General features: G+C 63.0%; 19 protein-coding genes. 15 read left to right on the forward strand and 4 right to left on the reverse strand.

The window, feature by feature from the left end:
* Positions 1-2 precede the first annotated feature (2 nt).
* Positions 3-503 (forward strand): GNAT family N-acetyltransferase, encoded by a 501-nt coding sequence (locus tag N0Q91_RS05065; protein ID WP_275597490.1) that lies wholly within the window; start codon positions 3-5, stop codon positions 501-503.
* A gap of 71 nt (positions 504-574) precedes the next feature.
* Here the strand turns inward: N0Q91_RS05065 and N0Q91_RS05070 are convergent, their stop codons facing one another.
* Positions 575-1,027 carry a MarR family winged helix-turn-helix transcriptional regulator gene (locus tag N0Q91_RS05070; RefSeq protein ID WP_275597491.1) on the reverse strand — a complete coding sequence of 151 codons (453 nt, stop codon included), beginning with the start codon at positions 1,025-1,027 and terminating at the stop codon, positions 575-577.
* A 183-nt stretch (positions 1,028-1,210) separates the two neighbouring features.
* Between N0Q91_RS05070 and N0Q91_RS05075 the strand changes: the two genes are divergently transcribed.
* The 14 genes from N0Q91_RS05075 (at position 1,211) to ureG (ending at position 10,006) form a co-directional block, all read left to right on the forward strand.
* Positions 1,211-2,206, forward strand: a complete 996-nt coding sequence (locus tag N0Q91_RS05075; protein ID WP_275597492.1) for an alpha/beta fold hydrolase — start codon at positions 1,211-1,213, stop codon at positions 2,204-2,206.
* A 117-nt stretch (positions 2,207-2,323) separates the two neighbouring features.
* Entirely contained in the window at positions 2,324-2,446 is a 123-nt protein-coding gene (locus N0Q91_RS05080; protein ID WP_272939031.1) for a hypothetical protein, read from the forward strand.
* 57 nt (positions 2,447-2,503) lie between these two features.
* Positions 2,504-3,337, forward strand: a complete 834-nt coding sequence (locus N0Q91_RS05085; protein ID WP_275597493.1) for an urease accessory protein UreD — start codon at positions 2,504-2,506, stop codon at positions 3,335-3,337.
* Positions 3,338-3,365: 28 nt separating this feature from the next.
* Positions 3,366-3,668, forward strand: a complete 303-nt coding sequence (locus tag N0Q91_RS05090) for an urease subunit gamma (protein ID WP_100671906.1) — start codon at positions 3,366-3,368, stop codon at positions 3,666-3,668.
* Between the two features lie 12 nt (positions 3,669-3,680).
* The gene (locus N0Q91_RS05095; RefSeq protein ID WP_100671905.1) at positions 3,681-3,935 is read left to right on the forward strand and encodes a DUF1272 domain-containing protein; all 255 of its coding nucleotides are present in this window, start codon (positions 3,681-3,683) and stop codon (positions 3,933-3,935) included.
* Positions 3,936-3,946: 11 nt separating this feature from the next.
* Positions 3,947-4,252: an urease subunit beta gene (locus N0Q91_RS05100; protein ID WP_003525615.1), complete on the forward strand. Its 306-nt coding sequence runs from the start codon at positions 3,947-3,949 to the stop codon at positions 4,250-4,252.
* A complete protein-coding gene (locus tag N0Q91_RS05105; RefSeq protein ID WP_275597494.1) occupies positions 4,249-4,668 on the forward strand; it encodes a lysozyme inhibitor LprI family protein in 420 nt (139 codons plus the stop codon). Before N0Q91_RS05100 ends, N0Q91_RS05105 begins: the two co-directional genes overlap by 4 nt.
* Before the next feature lie 3 nt (positions 4,669-4,671).
* Positions 4,672-5,322, forward strand: coding sequence for a Urease operon accessory protein (locus N0Q91_RS05110; RefSeq protein WP_275597495.1), 651 nt, complete (start codon positions 4,672-4,674; stop codon positions 5,320-5,322).
* Between the two features lie 3 nt (positions 5,323-5,325).
* Positions 5,326-7,038 carry an urease subunit alpha gene (gene ureC, locus N0Q91_RS05115; protein ID WP_275597496.1) on the forward strand — a complete coding sequence of 571 codons (1,713 nt, stop codon included), beginning with the start codon at positions 5,326-5,328 and terminating at the stop codon, positions 7,036-7,038.
* A gap of 165 nt (positions 7,039-7,203) precedes the next feature.
* Positions 7,204-7,743, forward strand: a complete 540-nt coding sequence (locus N0Q91_RS05120; protein WP_275597497.1) for a peroxiredoxin — start codon at positions 7,204-7,206, stop codon at positions 7,741-7,743.
* A gap of 189 nt (positions 7,744-7,932) precedes the next feature.
* Positions 7,933-8,229, forward strand: coding sequence for a putative quinol monooxygenase (locus N0Q91_RS05125; protein WP_080636521.1), 297 nt, complete (start codon positions 7,933-7,935; stop codon positions 8,227-8,229).
* Position 8,230: 1 nt separating this feature from the next.
* Entirely contained in the window at positions 8,231-8,695 is a 465-nt protein-coding gene (gene ureE / locus N0Q91_RS05130; protein WP_275597498.1) for an urease accessory protein UreE, read from the forward strand.
* On the forward strand, positions 8,688-9,359 hold the full coding sequence (locus tag N0Q91_RS05135; protein ID WP_275597499.1) for an urease accessory protein UreF: 672 nt from the start codon (positions 8,688-8,690) through the stop codon (positions 9,357-9,359). The genes ureE and N0Q91_RS05135 overlap by 8 nt, the downstream gene beginning before the upstream one ends.
* Positions 9,360-9,394: 35 nt before the next feature.
* Complete coding sequence (gene ureG, locus N0Q91_RS05140; RefSeq protein ID WP_275597500.1) at positions 9,395-10,006, forward strand: urease accessory protein UreG; 612 nt, start codon at positions 9,395-9,397, stop codon at positions 10,004-10,006.
* Positions 10,007-10,033: 27 nt separating this feature from the next.
* Here the strand turns inward: ureG and N0Q91_RS05145 are convergent, their stop codons facing one another.
* The 3 genes from N0Q91_RS05145 to N0Q91_RS05155 form a co-directional block, all read right to left on the reverse strand.
* The gene (locus N0Q91_RS05145) at positions 10,034-13,345 is read right to left on the reverse strand and encodes an efflux RND transporter permease subunit (protein WP_275597501.1); all 3,312 of its coding nucleotides are present in this window, start codon (positions 13,343-13,345) and stop codon (positions 10,034-10,036) included.
* Between the two features lie 15 nt (positions 13,346-13,360).
* Positions 13,361-14,548: an efflux RND transporter periplasmic adaptor subunit gene (locus N0Q91_RS05150; protein WP_275597502.1), complete on the reverse strand. Its 1,188-nt coding sequence runs from the start codon at positions 14,546-14,548 to the stop codon at positions 13,361-13,363.
* Between the two features lie 593 nt (positions 14,549-15,141).
* Positions 15,142-16,134 carry an ABC transporter substrate-binding protein gene (locus N0Q91_RS05155; RefSeq protein WP_100671896.1) on the reverse strand — a complete coding sequence of 331 codons (993 nt, stop codon included), beginning with the start codon at positions 16,132-16,134 and terminating at the stop codon, positions 15,142-15,144.
* Positions 16,135-16,258 lie beyond the last annotated feature (124 nt).

Here is a 16,258-nt window from a genome sequence, read left to right on the forward strand (position 1 = left end):
CGGTGCTATCCGTTCCCGAGCCGCTCTCCGCAGCGCATGATGTCTCGCAATTCTCGTGTGGCAAGCCGTCGCTCGATCACTGGCTGAAAACGCGCGCCCTGACCAATCAGGAGAAGGGGTTCACCGCCGTTCTCGTGGTGCATGAGGAAGGCCGTGCCGTCGGCTACTACGGTCTGGCGCCCACGGCGGTCGTGCCGTCGGTCCTTCCGCGTTCGATCCGCACTGGCCAGCCACCTGATCCCGTTCCCTGCCTCCTTCTCGGCCAACTCGCCACCGACACTCAGTGGGCAGGCTTGGGTATCGGGACGGGTCTGGCGAAGCACGCGCTACAACGCTGCGTCCGGGCGGCCAGCCTTATCGGCGGCCGCGCTGTGATGGTTAATGCGATTGACGTCGAGGCTTCGCTGTTCTGGCAGAGGCGTGGTTTCACGCCCTCGAAGGAAGATCCCTTCGTCCTGTTCCGATCCATCAGCGCCATCGCCGCCTCCTTCGCCGAGCGGTGACTATTCGGTCTTGGTGTTATCGGCTTAGCGCTGGTGTTCGAGCGCCGACGCTTCCTGTTCAATGATGCACTTTATCGCAGCAGCGATGCCCGGAGAGCCGCGATCTCTTGTTTCAGCCGGGCGACCTCTGCCGGCTCCATCCCCGTCGCATCGGCAATGCCGATCGGGACGCGGCTTGCTTTTTCCCGGAGCGCGCGGCCCGTCTCGGCCAGGCGCACGCGCACTTGCCGCTCATCGGCCTTGTCGCGGGTGCGCAAAATGTAGCCCATGGCTTCCAGCCGCTTCAGCATGGGAGTGAGCGTGCTCGACTCCAGGAACAGCTTCTCGCCCAGACTGCCGACGGTCTGGTCGTCCTTTTCCCAAAGAGCCACCATCACGAGGTATTGCGGGTAGGTCAGGTCGAGCTCGTCGAGGAGCGGCTTGTAGACACGCGTGAAGGCGTGATTTGCGGAGTAGATCGCGAAGCACAGGAAGTTGTCGAGCTTCATGAGTTCCTCCGAAGGAGGGAGGTTTGCCTTTGCCATCGCTTCGGTCCCGATTGTCTTTCCGACTATAATAAATCGTTCGCGATATAATCGCAAGGTATTGACGTTTGCCGCAGTCCGCGATAAATATCGTGCACGATTTAATTGTTGCCTATATAACTCCCGCGGCGATGATCGGATCGTGTGAATTTTGATCGGATTTCAGGGAAAGGAACATTTCCAATGACCAAGGCTCAGGCGAAGACAACCACGAACGACGTCTCCCGCAGAGAAATTCTGGCAGGCGCAATCGGCGCCGCTACCGCCGCGGCCGCACTCTCGGCCACCAGCCCGGCCGTCGCCGGTGGCGCCGAGCCGCAAGCCGGTGCGGCGGCCACGAGAGTAACCGGCAGCAGGATCAACACGCGTGATGGCGTCGAGATCTACTACAAGGACTGGGGTCCGAAGGACGGACCGGTGGTCGTCCTCAGTCACGGCTGGCCGCTTTCGTCGGACAGCTGGGAGGCACAGGCCTTCTATCTCGCCAGTAACGGCTTTCGGGTCGTCACCCATGACCGCCGCGGCCACGGCCGCTCGAGCCAGCCATGGGACGGCAACGACATGGACCATTACGCCGACGATCTCGCCGATCTGATCGAAACGCTGGACCTCAAGGACATCTTCCTTGCCGGCTTCTCGACCGGCGGCGGCGAAGTCGCCCGCTATATCGGACGCCACGGGACCGCCCGCGTCGCCAAGGCAGGACTGATCTCGGCAGTGCCGCCCTTGATGGTCAAGACCGACGACAACCCCGGCGGTCTGCCGAAGGAGGTCTTCGATGGCCTGCAGGCCGCCAGCCTCGCCGATCGCTCGCAGCTTTACCGGGACATCGCCTCGGGCCCGTTCTTCGGCTTCAACCGGCCCGGCGCGAAACCTTCACAGGGCATGATCGACAGCTTCTGGCTGCAGGGCATGACGGCCGGTCACAAGAACGCCTATGACTCCATCGTCGCCTTTTCGCAGACGGATTTCACGGAAGACTTGAAGAAATTCGACGTGCCGACGCTCATCATACACGGCGACGACGACCAGGTCGTGCCGATCGATGCTGCCGCCCGTGCCTCCAAGAAGCTGGTGCCTCAAGCCGAGTTGAAGGTCTATCCGGGTGCGCCGCACGGCATCACGGATACCCACAAGGACCAGCTCAACAAGGACCTGCTCGACTTCGCAAGGTCCTGAGCCAGCGGGAATGCAAAGCAGCTGAAAAGGGCACCCTCGGGTGCCCTTTTTGTATCCGACCGGCTACCCATCGGCTCGATTTCATGCACTATCCGGAAGGATTCCGGGAGACATATGATGACCGCCAAGCCGCGCATTCTTATCACTCGCCGCTGGCCGCAGGCCGTGGAGCGGGTTTTAGACGTGTCGGCCTCCTCGCTTTTGCGAGGCTTCGGCTCTTCCTGTGAAACAATGGTTTGACTTCTGCAACGCGGTTCGGGCGAAAACCCGTCCCAAGGGGAGCTTCGGCGAACGTCCATGGAAACGGCAGCGATCATCGCACCGCAGCGGGCGAGAGGAGAGGGGCGGCTCGTCGCCAAGGCCGAAGGCGGACGCACGCGCATCGCCGAGCTCTACCAGGAAGGCTGTGCGAAGATCCGTCTGCCCAGAACCTTCGATGCCTCGATGGAGGCCGTGCTCATCAATTCGTCGGGCGGCGTGACGGGCGGTGACCGGCTTTCCTGGGAATTCAGGGCGGGAGAAGGCACGAAACTCACGCTGACGACGCAGGCCTGCGAGAAGATCTACAAGGCAAGCGCCGGCACGGCCGAGATTGCGACGCGCATAGCGGTCGCCGCCGGCGCTCACGTCGACTGGCTGCCGCAGGAGACGATTCTGTTCGATCGGTCGGCCCTGTCGCGGAGCCTGGAGGTCGACCTCGCCGCCGACGCATCCTTTCTCGCGGTGGAGGCAGTTCTGATCGGCCGCAAGGCCATGGGCGAGGAGGTGCGCGCCGGCCTCTTCCGCGACAATTGGCGAATTCGAAGCGGCGGCAGGCTGATTCACGCAGAGAACCTCGCCTTGGCCGGAGACGTCGCGGCGCTTGCGTCGCGGCGAGCGGTCCTCGACGGCGCTTCCGCCTTCGCGACCCTCGTCTATGCCGCGCCGGATTGCGAGTCGCAGCTTTCCAGAATGCGTCTGGCGCTCGCGGGACATGCCCTGTCCGGCGTCAGCCATTACCAAGTCGGCGGTCGGGACAAGATCGTCGCCCGCCTTGCTGCGGCCGATGGGTTCGCGCTCAGAAAAATCCTGATCCCGCTCATTTCGCACTTGCGTAAAGACGCGTCTGTGCCGAAAGTCTGGACTCTCTGATCCCTGCAATCGATCTGGACGGCGACGCATGAATCTCACTCCGCGCGAAAAAGACAAGCTGTTGATTTCCATGGCGGCGATGGTCGCGCGGCGGCGGCTCGAGCGGGGCGTGAAGCTCAATCATCCCGAGGCTATCGCCCTCATCACCGACTTCGTCGTGGAAGGCGCGAGAGACGGCCGTTCCGTCGCCGATCTGATGGAGGCAGGCGCCCATGTTCTTACCCGCGATCAGGTGATGGAGGGCATTGCGGAGATGATCCACGACATCCAGGTCGAGGCGACTTTTCCCGACGGGACGAAGCTCGTCACCGTCCACGAGCCTATCCGCTAGCGAGGAGGCACCATGCTCAGCCTGCGTCCAAACTGCGAATGCTGCAATCGAGACCTGCCACCCGATAGCGACCATGCGATGATCTGCACCTTCGAGTGTACTTTTTGCGCCGGCTGTGCGGAAACGAAGCTTGGCGGGACTTGCCCGAATTGCGGAGGCGAACTGGTCCGGCGCCCGGTGCGGCCTGTGGCAATGCTGAAGAAATATCCGGCATCGACGGAGCGCGTCCTGAAGCCCGAAGGCTGTGCGCCCGAACGAGCCGTCTGAGGGGAACGAGCATGATTCCAGGTGAGATTATCGCCGCCGCCGGTGAGATCGAGTTGAATGCGGGCCTCGAAACCGTCAGCATCGAGGTTGCCAACTCCGGGGACCGACCGGTGCAGGTCGGCAGCCATTATCATTTCGCCGAGACCAATCCGGGCCTGATCTTCGACCGTGACGCCGCGCGCGGCAAGCGGCTCGACATCCCTGCGGGTACGGCCGTCCGCTTCGAGCCTGGACAGACACGGCAGGTGACGCTCATCCCGCTTTCGGGAAAGCGCGAGGTTTTCGGCTTCCGCCAGCAGGTCATGGGGAAGCTATGAGAGCGGCCGCTCCTGCTTTGAGCCTGTTGTTGTGCTGCACGGCTTCCGCCTATGCGCAACAGCCCGAGCCGGATTGCGGGAAGGCCGTGACCCAGATGGATCTCAACATATGCGCCGATCAGGACTACCGGGCGGCGGATGCGGAGCTGAACAAGACCTACCGCCTTGCGGTCGCGGCCATGCAGGCGACCGACAAGGAGCTTGGCGGCATCGACGCGGCGTACGTCGGAGCGCTCGAGGCACTGAAAAAAGCCCAGCGCGCCTGGATCGGTTATCGCGACGGCCAATGCGAACTTGCCGGGTTCGAGGCGAGGGGCGGCTCGATGGAGCCCATGCTGGTCTCCGGTTGCCTCGCAGAGCTGACACGCAAGCGCACGGCCGAGCTCAAGAAACTCATGGAATCTTCGGAGAATTGATCATTGCAAAGCGGCCGCGTCATCATGATCGTTGGCAATGGTGACGTGCCCGAGGGCGCTGCCGCGACGATCGATGCAGCCGATCTGGTGATCCGTTTCAACGATTGCCGCTCGGTCGGGAAGGGCGGCAGCAGGACCGATATCATCGCCGTCTGCAACACCGGCCGCCCGGCACTGTCAATGCTTGCCGGCGGGCGCTGGAAGACGAGCGCGCCGGTCCGGCAGGCACGCGAGCTATGGAGCGTCCGCGCCGGAGCCAGGTTCGCCGCGATGCGGGCAGCACTTGCCGAGACACATCCGGATCTCGACGATTTCTGCGACGACTATACGGCCGGCTTCGAGAGCTTCGCGCGGGCTACGGCACGCAAGCACCGGGTCATCGCGGCCGAGACGCATGACCGGCTGGAGCGCGATCTCGCCCGCTTCGCGCCGTCGCCTTATGTCGCGCCGTCGAGCGGCTTGGTGGTCATTTCCGACATCGTGTCGAGCTTTGCCGCAGCCGGCGACGATGTGGTGCTTGCCGGCTTCGGCCATATCGGCTGGCAGTGGCACCCGTTTGCCGCCGAGCGCCGCTATGTCGATGCGCTCGCAGCGCAAGGGCGGCTTCGCAGGCTTCATCCATTTGTCTCTTCAGATTTGCCCCAGGGAGCCTGAACCATGTCCTACAGAATGTCGCGCGCGGCCTATGCCAACATGTTCGGTCCGACCGTGGGCGACAAGGTGCGCCTCGCCGACACCGAGCTCTTCATCGAGGTCGAAAAGGACTTCACCACGCATGGCGAGGAGGTGAAGTTCGGGGGCGGCAAGGTCATCCGCGACGGCATGGGCCAGAGCCAGGTGACGCGCGAAGGCGGCGCGGTCGACACGGTGATCACCAATGCGCTGATCCTCGATCATTGGGGAATCGTGAAGGCGGATATCGGGCTGAAGGACGGGCGGATCGCGGCAATCGGCAAGGCCGGCAATCCGGACACGCAGCCGGGCGTCACCATTATCGTCGGTCCGGGCACGGAGGTTATCGCCGGCGAGGGCAAGATCGTCACGGCCGGGGGCATGGATAGCCATATACACTTCATCTGCCCGCAGCAGATCGAAGAGGCGCTGATGAGCGGCCTGACATGCATGCTCGGCGGCGGGACGGGACCGGCGCACGGTACGCTCGCCACGACCTGCACGCCCGGACCCTGGCACATCGCCCGCATGATCGAAGCGGCCGATGCGTTTCCGATGAATCTCGCCTTTGCGGGCAAGGGCAACGCGTCGCTGCCTGGAGCGCTCGTTGAAATGGTACTTGGCGGCGCGACTTCGCTGAAACTGCACGAGGATTGGGGCACGACGCCGGCCGCCATCGACTGCTGCCTCTCCGTGGCCGATGAATACGACGTGCAGGTTATGATCCATACCGATACCCTCAACGAAAGCGGATTCGTCGAGGATACGATCGCGGCGATCAAGGGCCGGACGATCCATGCCTATCACACGGAAGGCGCCGGCGGCGGGCATGCGCCCGATATCATCAGGATCTGCGGCCAGCCGAACGTCATCCCGTCCTCCACCAATCCGACGCGGCCCTATACGGTGAACACGCTTGCGGAACATCTCGACATGCTGATGGTCTGCCATCACCTGTCGCCCAGCATTCCGGAAGACATCGCCTTCGCCGAAAGCCGCATCCGCAGGGAGACGATCGCGGCGGAGGATATCCTCCACGATATCGGCGCCTTCTCGATCATTTCCTCCGACAGCCAGGCGATGGGGCGTGTCGGCGAGGTGGCGATCCGCACCTGGCAGACCGCCGACAAGATGAAGCGCCAGCGCGGACGGCTCCAGGAGGAGACCGGCGACAACGACAATTTCCGCGTCAAGCGCTATATCGCCAAATACACGATCAACCCGGCGATCGCGCACGGCCTCAGCCATGAGATCGGCTCGCTCGAGGTCGGCAAGCGCGCCGATCTGGTCCTCTGGAATCCGGCCTTCTTCGGCGTGAAACCCGACATGGTGCTCCTCGGCGGCACGATCGCAGCAGCACCCATGGGCGACCCCAACGCCTCCATCCCCACGCCGCAGCCGGTCCACTACCGGCCGATGTTTGGCGCCTATGGAAAGAGCCGGACCAACTCCTCGGTCACCTTCGTCTCGCAGGCGTCGCTCGATGCCGGGCTTGCCGGCAGGCTCGGCGTCGCCAAGGAGCTCGTCGCCGTCCAGAACACCCGCGGCGGCATCGGCAAGGCGTCGATGATCCACAACAGCCTGACGCCGCATATCGAGGTCGACCCCGAAACCTACGAGGTCCGCGCCGACGACGAGCTCCTGACCTGCGAGCCGGCGACGGTGCTGCCGATGGCGCAGCGCTATTTCTTGTTCTGAGCCGAACAGCCATGCATCGGCCGCATGGCTGCCATGCGGGAGGCCTCGAACCGTCGCTTTGATGCTGCACTGCAGCGGAAATTTCGTTAGGAAGGGCCTCGATTTCGCCGGTGCGCCTGTCCTCCCAAGACTGCGCCGCCGGCAGCCAGTTTTTAGGAGATGATGATGCTCGGCAGAAAAGTTCCCGCTGTAACCTTCCGCACCCGCGTCCGCGACGAGTCCGTCGGCGGTTCCAATCCGTTCCGCTGGCAGGACGTTACCTCGGACGACTATTTCGCCGGCAAGCGCGTCGTGCTGTTTTCGCTGCCGGGTGCTTTCACCCCGACCTGCTCGACCTACCAGTTGCCGGACTTCGAAAAGCTTAGCTCCGAATTCCGGGGTCTCGGGATCGACGAGATCTACTGCGTCTCCGTCAACGACGCCTTCGTGATGAACGCCTGGGGCAAGTCGCAGGGCCTTGAGAACGTCAAGCTCATTCCGGACGGTTCGGGCGAGTTCACCCGCAAGATGGGCATGCTCGTCGCCAAGGACAATCTCGGCTTCGGAATGCGCTCCTGGCGCTATGCCGCCGTCATCAACAACGGCGTTGTCGAGCAGTGGTTCGAAGAGGAAGGCTACTCCGACAATTGCGACAGCGACCCCTACGGTGTCTCCTCGCCGCAGAACATTCTCGCGGCGCTGAAATCCAAGAAGCTCGCCGCCTGATCCCGATTCTACCGAATCGATAAAGCCCCGGCTGCCGCAAGCAGGTTCCTGAAAATCCACGCGATTTTCGCCTTCTTGCTGGTGCCGGGGTTTTTTCTTGCTACAGTGAAGACTTCCAAGAGGAAGCGGAAGTGGGGGCGAGAACCGTTCACGTTTCCTCTTTCACCGGCAAGGGGAATGCAGAAATTCATGGTTTACATCATTGCATATCTGACGGCGCATGCGGGCAAGGGCGACGAGATCGTGGCGCTGACGAAGCCGCTGATCCAAGCGACGCTGAAAGAGGCCGGTTGCGTCAGCTATGAGCTCTATCGCAAGCCCACGGATCCCGATGCGCTGGTGTTCGTGGAAACATGGAAGGACAGGGCCGCTATCGATGCCCATTTCGCCGAACCGCATCTGAAGGCCTTTCAGACCGCGGCGGCAAGCCTGCTGGCGAGCGCCCGCGTCGAGATCGTGCATCCGGAAAAGATCGAGGTGGTCTGACGTGCCCTATCGCTCGACCGAAGTTCGTTCGCCCGGTCCGGGCGAGAGGGCGCCGCTCCATCGCCTGACCCTGACGCATGAGCAGCGCCATCTGCGCCGCAAGCTCCTGCACCTCGAAAACGACGATGTGGTGATGCTGGATCTCAAGGAGCCCGTGATGCTCGCCGATGGCGATCTCCTGGTGCTTGAGGGAGGCGGCCATATAGAGGTGAAGGCGGCAGCGGAGGCGCTTTACGACATCCGCGCGCGAAACGCGCTGCATCTGATAGAGCTTGCCTGGCATCTCGGCAACCGGCACCTGCCGGCGGCAATGGAAGCGGGGCGGATTCTGATAGCCCGCGACCCGGTCATTCGCGCCATGCTCGAGGGCCTGGGCGCCACCGTCGACGAAGTGATCGAACCCTTCCATCCCCTGCACGGCGCCTATCACCAGCACGGTCACGGCGCTCACCACCGTCATGGCTGAGAATGCCGATACGCAGTCGCTCCTGCGTCTCGTCACCTGGCTCTCGCCCGCCTTTCCGGTCGGCTCCTTCTCCTATTCCGGCGGTCTGGAGCAAGCGATTCATGACGGGCTTGTCACCGGTGCCGACGATTTGCGGCTCTGGTGCGAAACGCTCCTGGATCACGGCACGACGTGGAACGACGCGCTGCTTCTGGCGGAAGGTTACCGTGCATTTGACGATGCCGCGCGGTTGATTGCGGCATCGGAACTGGCCGAGGCGCTTGCCGGATCGCGCGAGCGGCACATGGAAACCATGCTCCTCGGCGAGGCGTTCCTGGCCGCCGCCGGCCACTGGCCGCACGCGGCGCTTAAATTTCCCGGCGGGAGAGCCGCCTATCCGGTGGCGGTCGGCGCGGTCGCCGGAGCGCACTCGACCGGCCTCGAAGCGGCGCTCGCCGCCTTCCTCAACGCCACCATATCGAACGCGGTGTCGGTGGCTATCCGCTGCGGCGTTACCGGCCAGCGCGACGGGGTCGGCATGCTTGCGTGTATGGAGGAGACGATAGGGGCGGCGGCAGCGCGCGCCGCGCGCGCCTCGCTCGATGATCTTGGCGCCGCGACGATCATCGCCGACATTGCCTCGCTGCGACACGAGATCTTGCATTCACGATTGTTCCGCACTTAACGGAACGACGGACGGACTTCGAAAGGATAGAAGAGATGCCATCGAAAAACGGTCCTCTGCGCATCGGTATCGGCGGCCCGGTCGGGTCCGGAAAGACGGCACTAACCGACAAGCTCTGCAAGGCCATGCGGGAGAAATATTCCGTCGCGGTGGTCACCAACGACATCTACACCAAGGAAGATGCCGAAGCGCTGGTGCGTATGCAGGCCTTGCCTTCGGAGCGGATCGTCGGGGTCGAGACGGGCGGATGCCCCCATACGGCGATCCGCGAGGATGCGTCGATCAATCTTCAGGCGATTGCCGATCTCAACCGCCGCATTCCCGATCTCGATGTCGTCTTCATCGAGTCGGGAGGGGACAATCTGGCAGCGACCTTCTCGCCCGATCTCGCTGATCTTACGATCTATGTGATCTCGGTCTGCCAGGGCGAGGAAATTCCGCGCAAGGGCGGACCGGGAATCACCAGGTCCGATCTGCTGGTGATCAACAAGAAGGATCTCGCCCCTTACGTCGGTGCCGACCTCGGGGTCATGGAACGCGATGCGGCACGGATGCGAGCCGAAAAGCCGTTCGTGTTCTCGGATATGAAACGCGGCGACGGGGTGGAGCGGATCGTCGACTTCCTGACGGTGCACGGGGGACTCTGAGGAGAGCACCCGGGCGCAGCTCTCGTCCTATTCCGCGGCCAGCGCCGGATGGCTGATGACCTTGCCGTCGGACTTGCGGCGCTTCTCGTCTTCGAGCGCCTTGATGCGCTCTTCGAGGCTCTCGATCGTGCTGCCCTGTTCGGCGGCAAGCTTGCTCAGCGCCTCCTGGTCGAGCGGCGGTTCTTCCTCGTCCTTCTTGCCGATGAAGCGGCCGAAAGCCCAGGCGAGGAGACGCGAGAGGTCGTCCATGATCAGGAAGAAGGACGGAACCACGACGAGGCTCAGGACCGTCGAGACGATAATGCCGCCGATGACGGCGATCGCCATCGGTGCACGGAAGGAACCGCCTTCGCCGACGCCCAGCGCCGAGGGCAGCATGCCCGCGGACATGGCGATCGATGTCATGACGATCGGACGGGCCCGCTTCCGTCCCGCCTCGATCATGGCAAGCGTCCGGTCCATGCCGTGATGCATCATCTCGATACCGAAGTCGACGAGCAGGATAGCGTTCTTGGTGACGATGCCCATCAGCATCAGGATACCGATCAGCACCGGCATGGACAGCGCGTTCTGGGTGAGGATCAAGGCGGCTGCCACGCCGCCGATCGCGAGCGGTAGCGAGAACAGGATGGTGAAAGGCTGTATCACATCCTTGAACAGGAGGATGAGCACGACCAGAACCATCATCAGACCCAGCAGCATGGCGTTGCCGAAGCTCTCCTGCATCTCGGCCTGCACCTCGGCGTCGCCGCTTTCGAGGAACTGGACCGTCGCAGGCAGATCGGCGTCGGCGGCGATTTCCCTGAAGCGGGCCGATGCCGTGTCGAGCGCCACGCCGGCGGGCAGATCGGCGCCGAGCTTGACGACGCGGTAGCGGTCGTAGCGCTTGATCGAACTCGGCCCTTCCGCATAGTTGATGTCCGCGACGCTCGACAGCGGCACGGTCGCTCCGGATGCCGTCTGGACCTTCAGGTTGCGGATCGCCGCCAGGTCTGTGCGAAAATCACGGTCGAGCTGCACCCGGATCGGGATCAGGCGCCCATCGAGCGCGATCTTCGCCAACTGCGCGTCGATATCGCCGATCGTGGCGATGCGGATCACCTCGGAGATCTGCGCCGTCGTAATGCCAAGGCGCGACATCTGGTCGTCGCGGGGCCGGATCTGCAGTTCCGGTCGGGGCAGCGCGCCCTCGGGGCTGACGTTGGCAAGCAGCGGGTCTCGGCGCAGATCCGCTTCCAGGGTGGCGACCGCCTTGTCGAGATCCTCCTCGTTGTTGGAAAGCAGGTTGAACGACAGGTCACGTTCGCCGCGATCGTTGAGCTTGGTAACGCGGACATCGGGAATCGATCGCAATCGGGCGAAGATTTCCCTCTCGATCTCGGATTGCGGCTTGATCCGCCCGGCCGGGGGCAGCTTCGGCAGGTATTCGCCGATCAGCGGCGTGCGGCCGATCACGTCGTTGACGACCTTGTTGATCAGCGAATGATCGAGCTTCTCGAGCAGCACCGTGACGGCAGCGCGTCGCAGCTCGAGGTCCCCCTTGGGCGAGGCGCCGCCGAGCACGAAGACGTTTTCCACGCCGTCGATATCCTTGACGCGATTGTAGATCTCGGTGGTGGTCCGGTCCGTGTCCGCGAGCATTGCGTCCGGCGGCAGTTCGATCGACAGGCTTACGCGCGAGCTGTCTTCCGGCGGCAGGAAGCTGCCCGGGACGAAGACGAGCAGCGCGACCACCGAACCGACCGAGAGCAGGATGGCGACGAGCAGCGTGGAGTAGCGCGTGTACCAGCGTTTCGTGGTGAAGCGTACGAGGCGCGTGTACTGGCGCATCATGAAGCCTTCATCATCATGATGCCCGCCGGCATCCGAAGGCTTCATCAGATAGGCCGCCATGACCGGCGTGATCAGGCGGGCGACCAGGAGCGAGAAGAACACCGAGACGGCGACCGTCAGGCCGAACTGGATGAAGTACTGTCCCGGAATGCCCGGCATGAAGGACACGGGCACGAAGACGGCGATGATCGTGAAGGTGGTGGCGATCACCGCAAGGCCGATCTCGTCCGCAGCCTCGATCGCTGCGCGGTAAGGCGACTTGCCCATCCGGATATGACGCTCGATGTTCTCGATCTCCACGATCGCATCGTCGACGAGAATACCCGTCGCGAGCGTCATCGCCAGGAAGCTGACGAGGTTCAGCGAGAAACCGAGCAGTTCCATCACCCAGAAGGTGGGGATCGCCGAGAGCGGCAGTGCGACCGCCGAAATCAAGGTCGCGCGCCAATTGCGCAGGAACAGCATCACGACGATGACGGCGAGCAGCGCGCCCTCGATCAGCGTATGAATCGCCGCCTCGTAATTGCCGTAGGTGAAGTAGACCGAATCGTCCACCATCTCGATGGAAACGTCCGGGTGCTTTGCCCGGATTTCATCGAGCGTCTTGCCGACGGTTTCCGCGACCGACACTTCGCTCGCCCCCTTGGCGCGGAACACGGCGAAGGTGACGCCGGGCTGCCCGTTGAAGCGGGAGAACGACTTCGGCTCCTCATAGGTGTCGATAACATTGCCGAGTTCCGACAGACGGACGAAGCGGCCGTTCGGCAGCGAGATCATCGTACTCGCCAGCGCCGTTACGTCGCGCGTGTCCCCCAACGTGCGGATCGCCTGTTCGCTGCCGCCCACCTGGCCGCGGCCGGAACCGAGGTCCATGTTCATCCGGCGAAGCTGGGCGTTGACGTCGGCGGCGCTGATGCCAAAGGAATTCAGGCGGTCCTCATCGAGCTCGACCCGGACTTCGCGGTCGGAGCCGCCGTAGCGGTCGACACGGCCGATGCCGGTCTGGCCTTGGATGGCGCGCTTGATCGTGTCGTCGACGAACCAGGAGAGCTCTTCCAGCGTCATGCCCGGCGACGAGACGGAAAATGTCTGGATCGCCTGGCCTTCCACGTCGACCTTGGAAACGATCGGCTCTTCGATCGAGGTCGGAAGATCGCTGCGGATGCGATCGATGGCATCCTTGACATCCTGCACGGCCTGCGTTGTCGGGACTTCCATGCGGAAGATGACGGCGGTCGTCGAAATGCCGTCGGTGATCGTCGACTCGATATGGTCGACGCCGGAGACGCCGGCGACCGCGTCCTCGATCTCCTTGGTGACCTGGGTTTCCAGTTCGGCGGGCGCCGCACCGCTCTGCGTGACGGCGATCGAAACGATCGGCACGTCGATGTTCGGGAAGCGGGTGATGGGCAGCGAATTGAACGACTGCCACCCGAGCACCACGAGCACGAAAAACGCCAGGATGGGCGCGACCGGATTGCGGATAGACCAGGCGGAGAAATTCATGGTCTCATGTTCCCGTCAGTTGGTTGCCGGCTCGGCGGATTCGACCGGATTGATGCGGTCGCCATCGCGCACATAGGCACCGGCCTTCGCCACCGCCTGTTCACCCGGTTCGATGCCGGAGAGTATCTCGATGAATTGTCCGTCCTGGATGCCCGTTTCGACAGGTACCAGGCGCACGACGCCGTCTTCTACCTTGCGGACGATGGACTTGCCGTCCTCCGATGTAACGGCCGTTTGCGGCAAAACCACCGTTTCCTTCTGCTCCGCCACGATCACCGCGCTGGCATACATGCCCGCGCGCGCCTTGGATGCGTCGGTCAGGCTGATACGCACCGTGCCGAGGCGCGTCTGCGGGTCGACCGTAGGGGCGATCAGGCGGATCTTCCCCTCGATGGTGGTGGTGCTGCCGGCAAGCTTGACTGTTGCGGTCTGCCCCACGGCAAGCTTGATCACATCGGACTCGGCGACATCGGCCCACATCTCGATTTCGCCGTCGCGAATGATCGCGAACAGCGGCTCGCCGCTGCCGCTGGCAATCGCCCCGACCTTGGCGTTCTTTCGCGAGACGACGCCGCTGACCGGCGCCTTCACGGCGGTCCGTGCAAGACGCAGGTCGACGTCGTCTATCTGGGCCTGCACTACCTTGATATCTGCCGTTGCGACGCTCACCGACTGCTCCGCCGAGCGGACGCGTGCGCGGCCCGCTGCGGCAAGCGCTTTCAAGCGGTCGGCCTCGGCAGTCGAGACCGTACCGTTTTCCGACAGCTGCACAGCACGGTTCGCGACGCGCGTCGCCTCTTCCGAATTGGCCGTCACTTCGGCAAGCTGGGCGTGCAACTGGGCGAGCGATGCCTCGGTCTTTGCGAGGTTGGCTTCGAGCTGACTTCTTTGCAGAAGCAGGGCGTCCTCGTTGAGGGTGGCCAGCGTGCTGCCTTTTTCCACCCGGTCACCGACGTCGACATTGAGCGACCGTATGGCGAGGCCATCCACCAGGGGAGAGACATAGATCTCCTCCACCGCCTCGATGGAACCGGTGGCGATGACGCGGTCGGTGATCGCACGCTTCGTCGCTTCGGTCACTACGATGGAGGGCGGCGCCTGTTTTTGCGGCGGCTTGGCGGCCTCTTCGGCCGAAGCGCTCACAAGCGCGGACAGGAGCATCGCTGCACAAGCGCCGATGAGAGGCAGGAGTTTCTGAGCCATAGGCCTGTTTTCCCGAAGCTGAAGCACACGTGCCCGATCACGCCCGCGCAGGGGCGAATATCCGGCCGCAATCACGCTATTTCACCTACAGCGCCGCGCGTCTTTTCGGACGCGCAAGGACCGCTGCAGCATTTTGAATCGCTGCCCGGGCAGCGGTTTCAAGCCACAGGCACCGGATGGGAAGAAAATTCCCTGATGGGCAATCCTAAAGAAATAAAGATTCCTCCATTCGCTTGCCCTCCAGTCAAACGTTCCGGCCTATGTAGTCGCCGGAGCAAATGCTTACAAGAGCGGCGAAGCAATGGTGCCTCACTATTTCTACTGTCATGCGTCTTCGGATGCAATACGGGTGCAACCTGAAGGTAGTCTTAACAACCACAGCGTGGTGAGCGATTTTCGCCGTTCGACAGCGGACCCGCCACGCCAAGCCATTGGAATCGAGCCTTTGTGGCGCGGGCGGGCGCTGGTCGGTGCGCTTCTCCGAGGAGTAACGCTGCGACCTTTGACCACGGGTGCGAGTTCGCGGCAAGCGGCACGCCTCCGCATAAGGAGCGCGCGGCGAGACCCACGCGCTCCTAATGTCATGCGGCGCCTTATTTCAGCGCCGCGTCCGTGATCTCGTGGGTCCAGGCGCCTTCCGGCTCCTTGGAAATGACCGGGTCGGAGCCGCCGGCCAGCAGCGACTGGACGGTGCGCTTGTAATCCGCCTCGTCGAGCGCCCCGCTGGATCCTGCAGTCAGCTTGGCGACTTCGCCCATCATGCGCTTCTGGTGCTTTTCCGTCTGCGCGCCGGTCGAGTCGTTCTCGAGCACGATATCGGCCGCCTCGTCCGGATTCTCCTCGGCATATTTCCAGCCCTTCATCGAGGCGCGGACGAACTTCACCATCTTGTCCTTGAAGGCCTCGTCCTTGAGCTTGTCCTCGAGCACGTAGAGGCCGTCTTCGAGCGTGGCGACGCCCTGGTCCTCGTATTTGAAGGTGACCAGATCCTCCGGCTTGATGCCGGCATCGATGACCTGCCAGTATTCGTTGTAGGTCATGGTGGAGATGCAGGCGGCCTGCTTCTGAATCAGCGGATCGACGTTGAACCCCTGCTTCAGCACGGTCACGCCATCCGGTCCGCCATCCGTCGGGATCTTCAGATGCGACATCCAGGAGAGGAACGGATATTCGTTGCCGAAGAACCAAACGCCGAGGGTCTTGCCCTTGAAGTCTTCGGGACCCTTCACCCCGGATTCCTTCAGACAGGTGAGCATCATGCCCGATGTCTTGAAGGGCTGGGCGATATTGACGAGCGGCACGCCCTTTTCGCGCGTGGCGAGGGCGGATGGCATCCAGTCGACGATGACGTCGGCGCCGCCGCCGGCGATCACCTGCGCCGGAGCGATATCCGGTCCGCCGGGCTTGATTTCGACGTCGAGGCCCTCTTCCTCGTAAAAGCCCTTGTCCTTCGCCACGTAGTAGCCGGCGAACTGCGCCTGGGTCACCCACTTCAGCTGCAGCGTGACCTTTTCGGCGGCATTGGCGTGGAAAGCGGCAAGCGAAAAGACGCTCGCTGCCAGCAGAATTCCAAGTTTCTTGTTCATTTCAGTTCCCTCTTATCGTTGCCTTGTCGTTCTAACACTTTGAAACTACGCATTTCGGCCGGGAAGGCCATTACGCATTTTCCCGGAAGTGCCCTGGAGCATTTCAATGTTTCATGGAAACACT

Origin of the sequence: Sinorhizobium prairiense, from assembly GCF_029201645.2 — a bacterium.
In the GTDB taxonomy this organism is placed as follows: domain Bacteria; phylum Pseudomonadota; class Alphaproteobacteria; order Rhizobiales; family Rhizobiaceae; genus Sinorhizobium; species Sinorhizobium meliloti_A.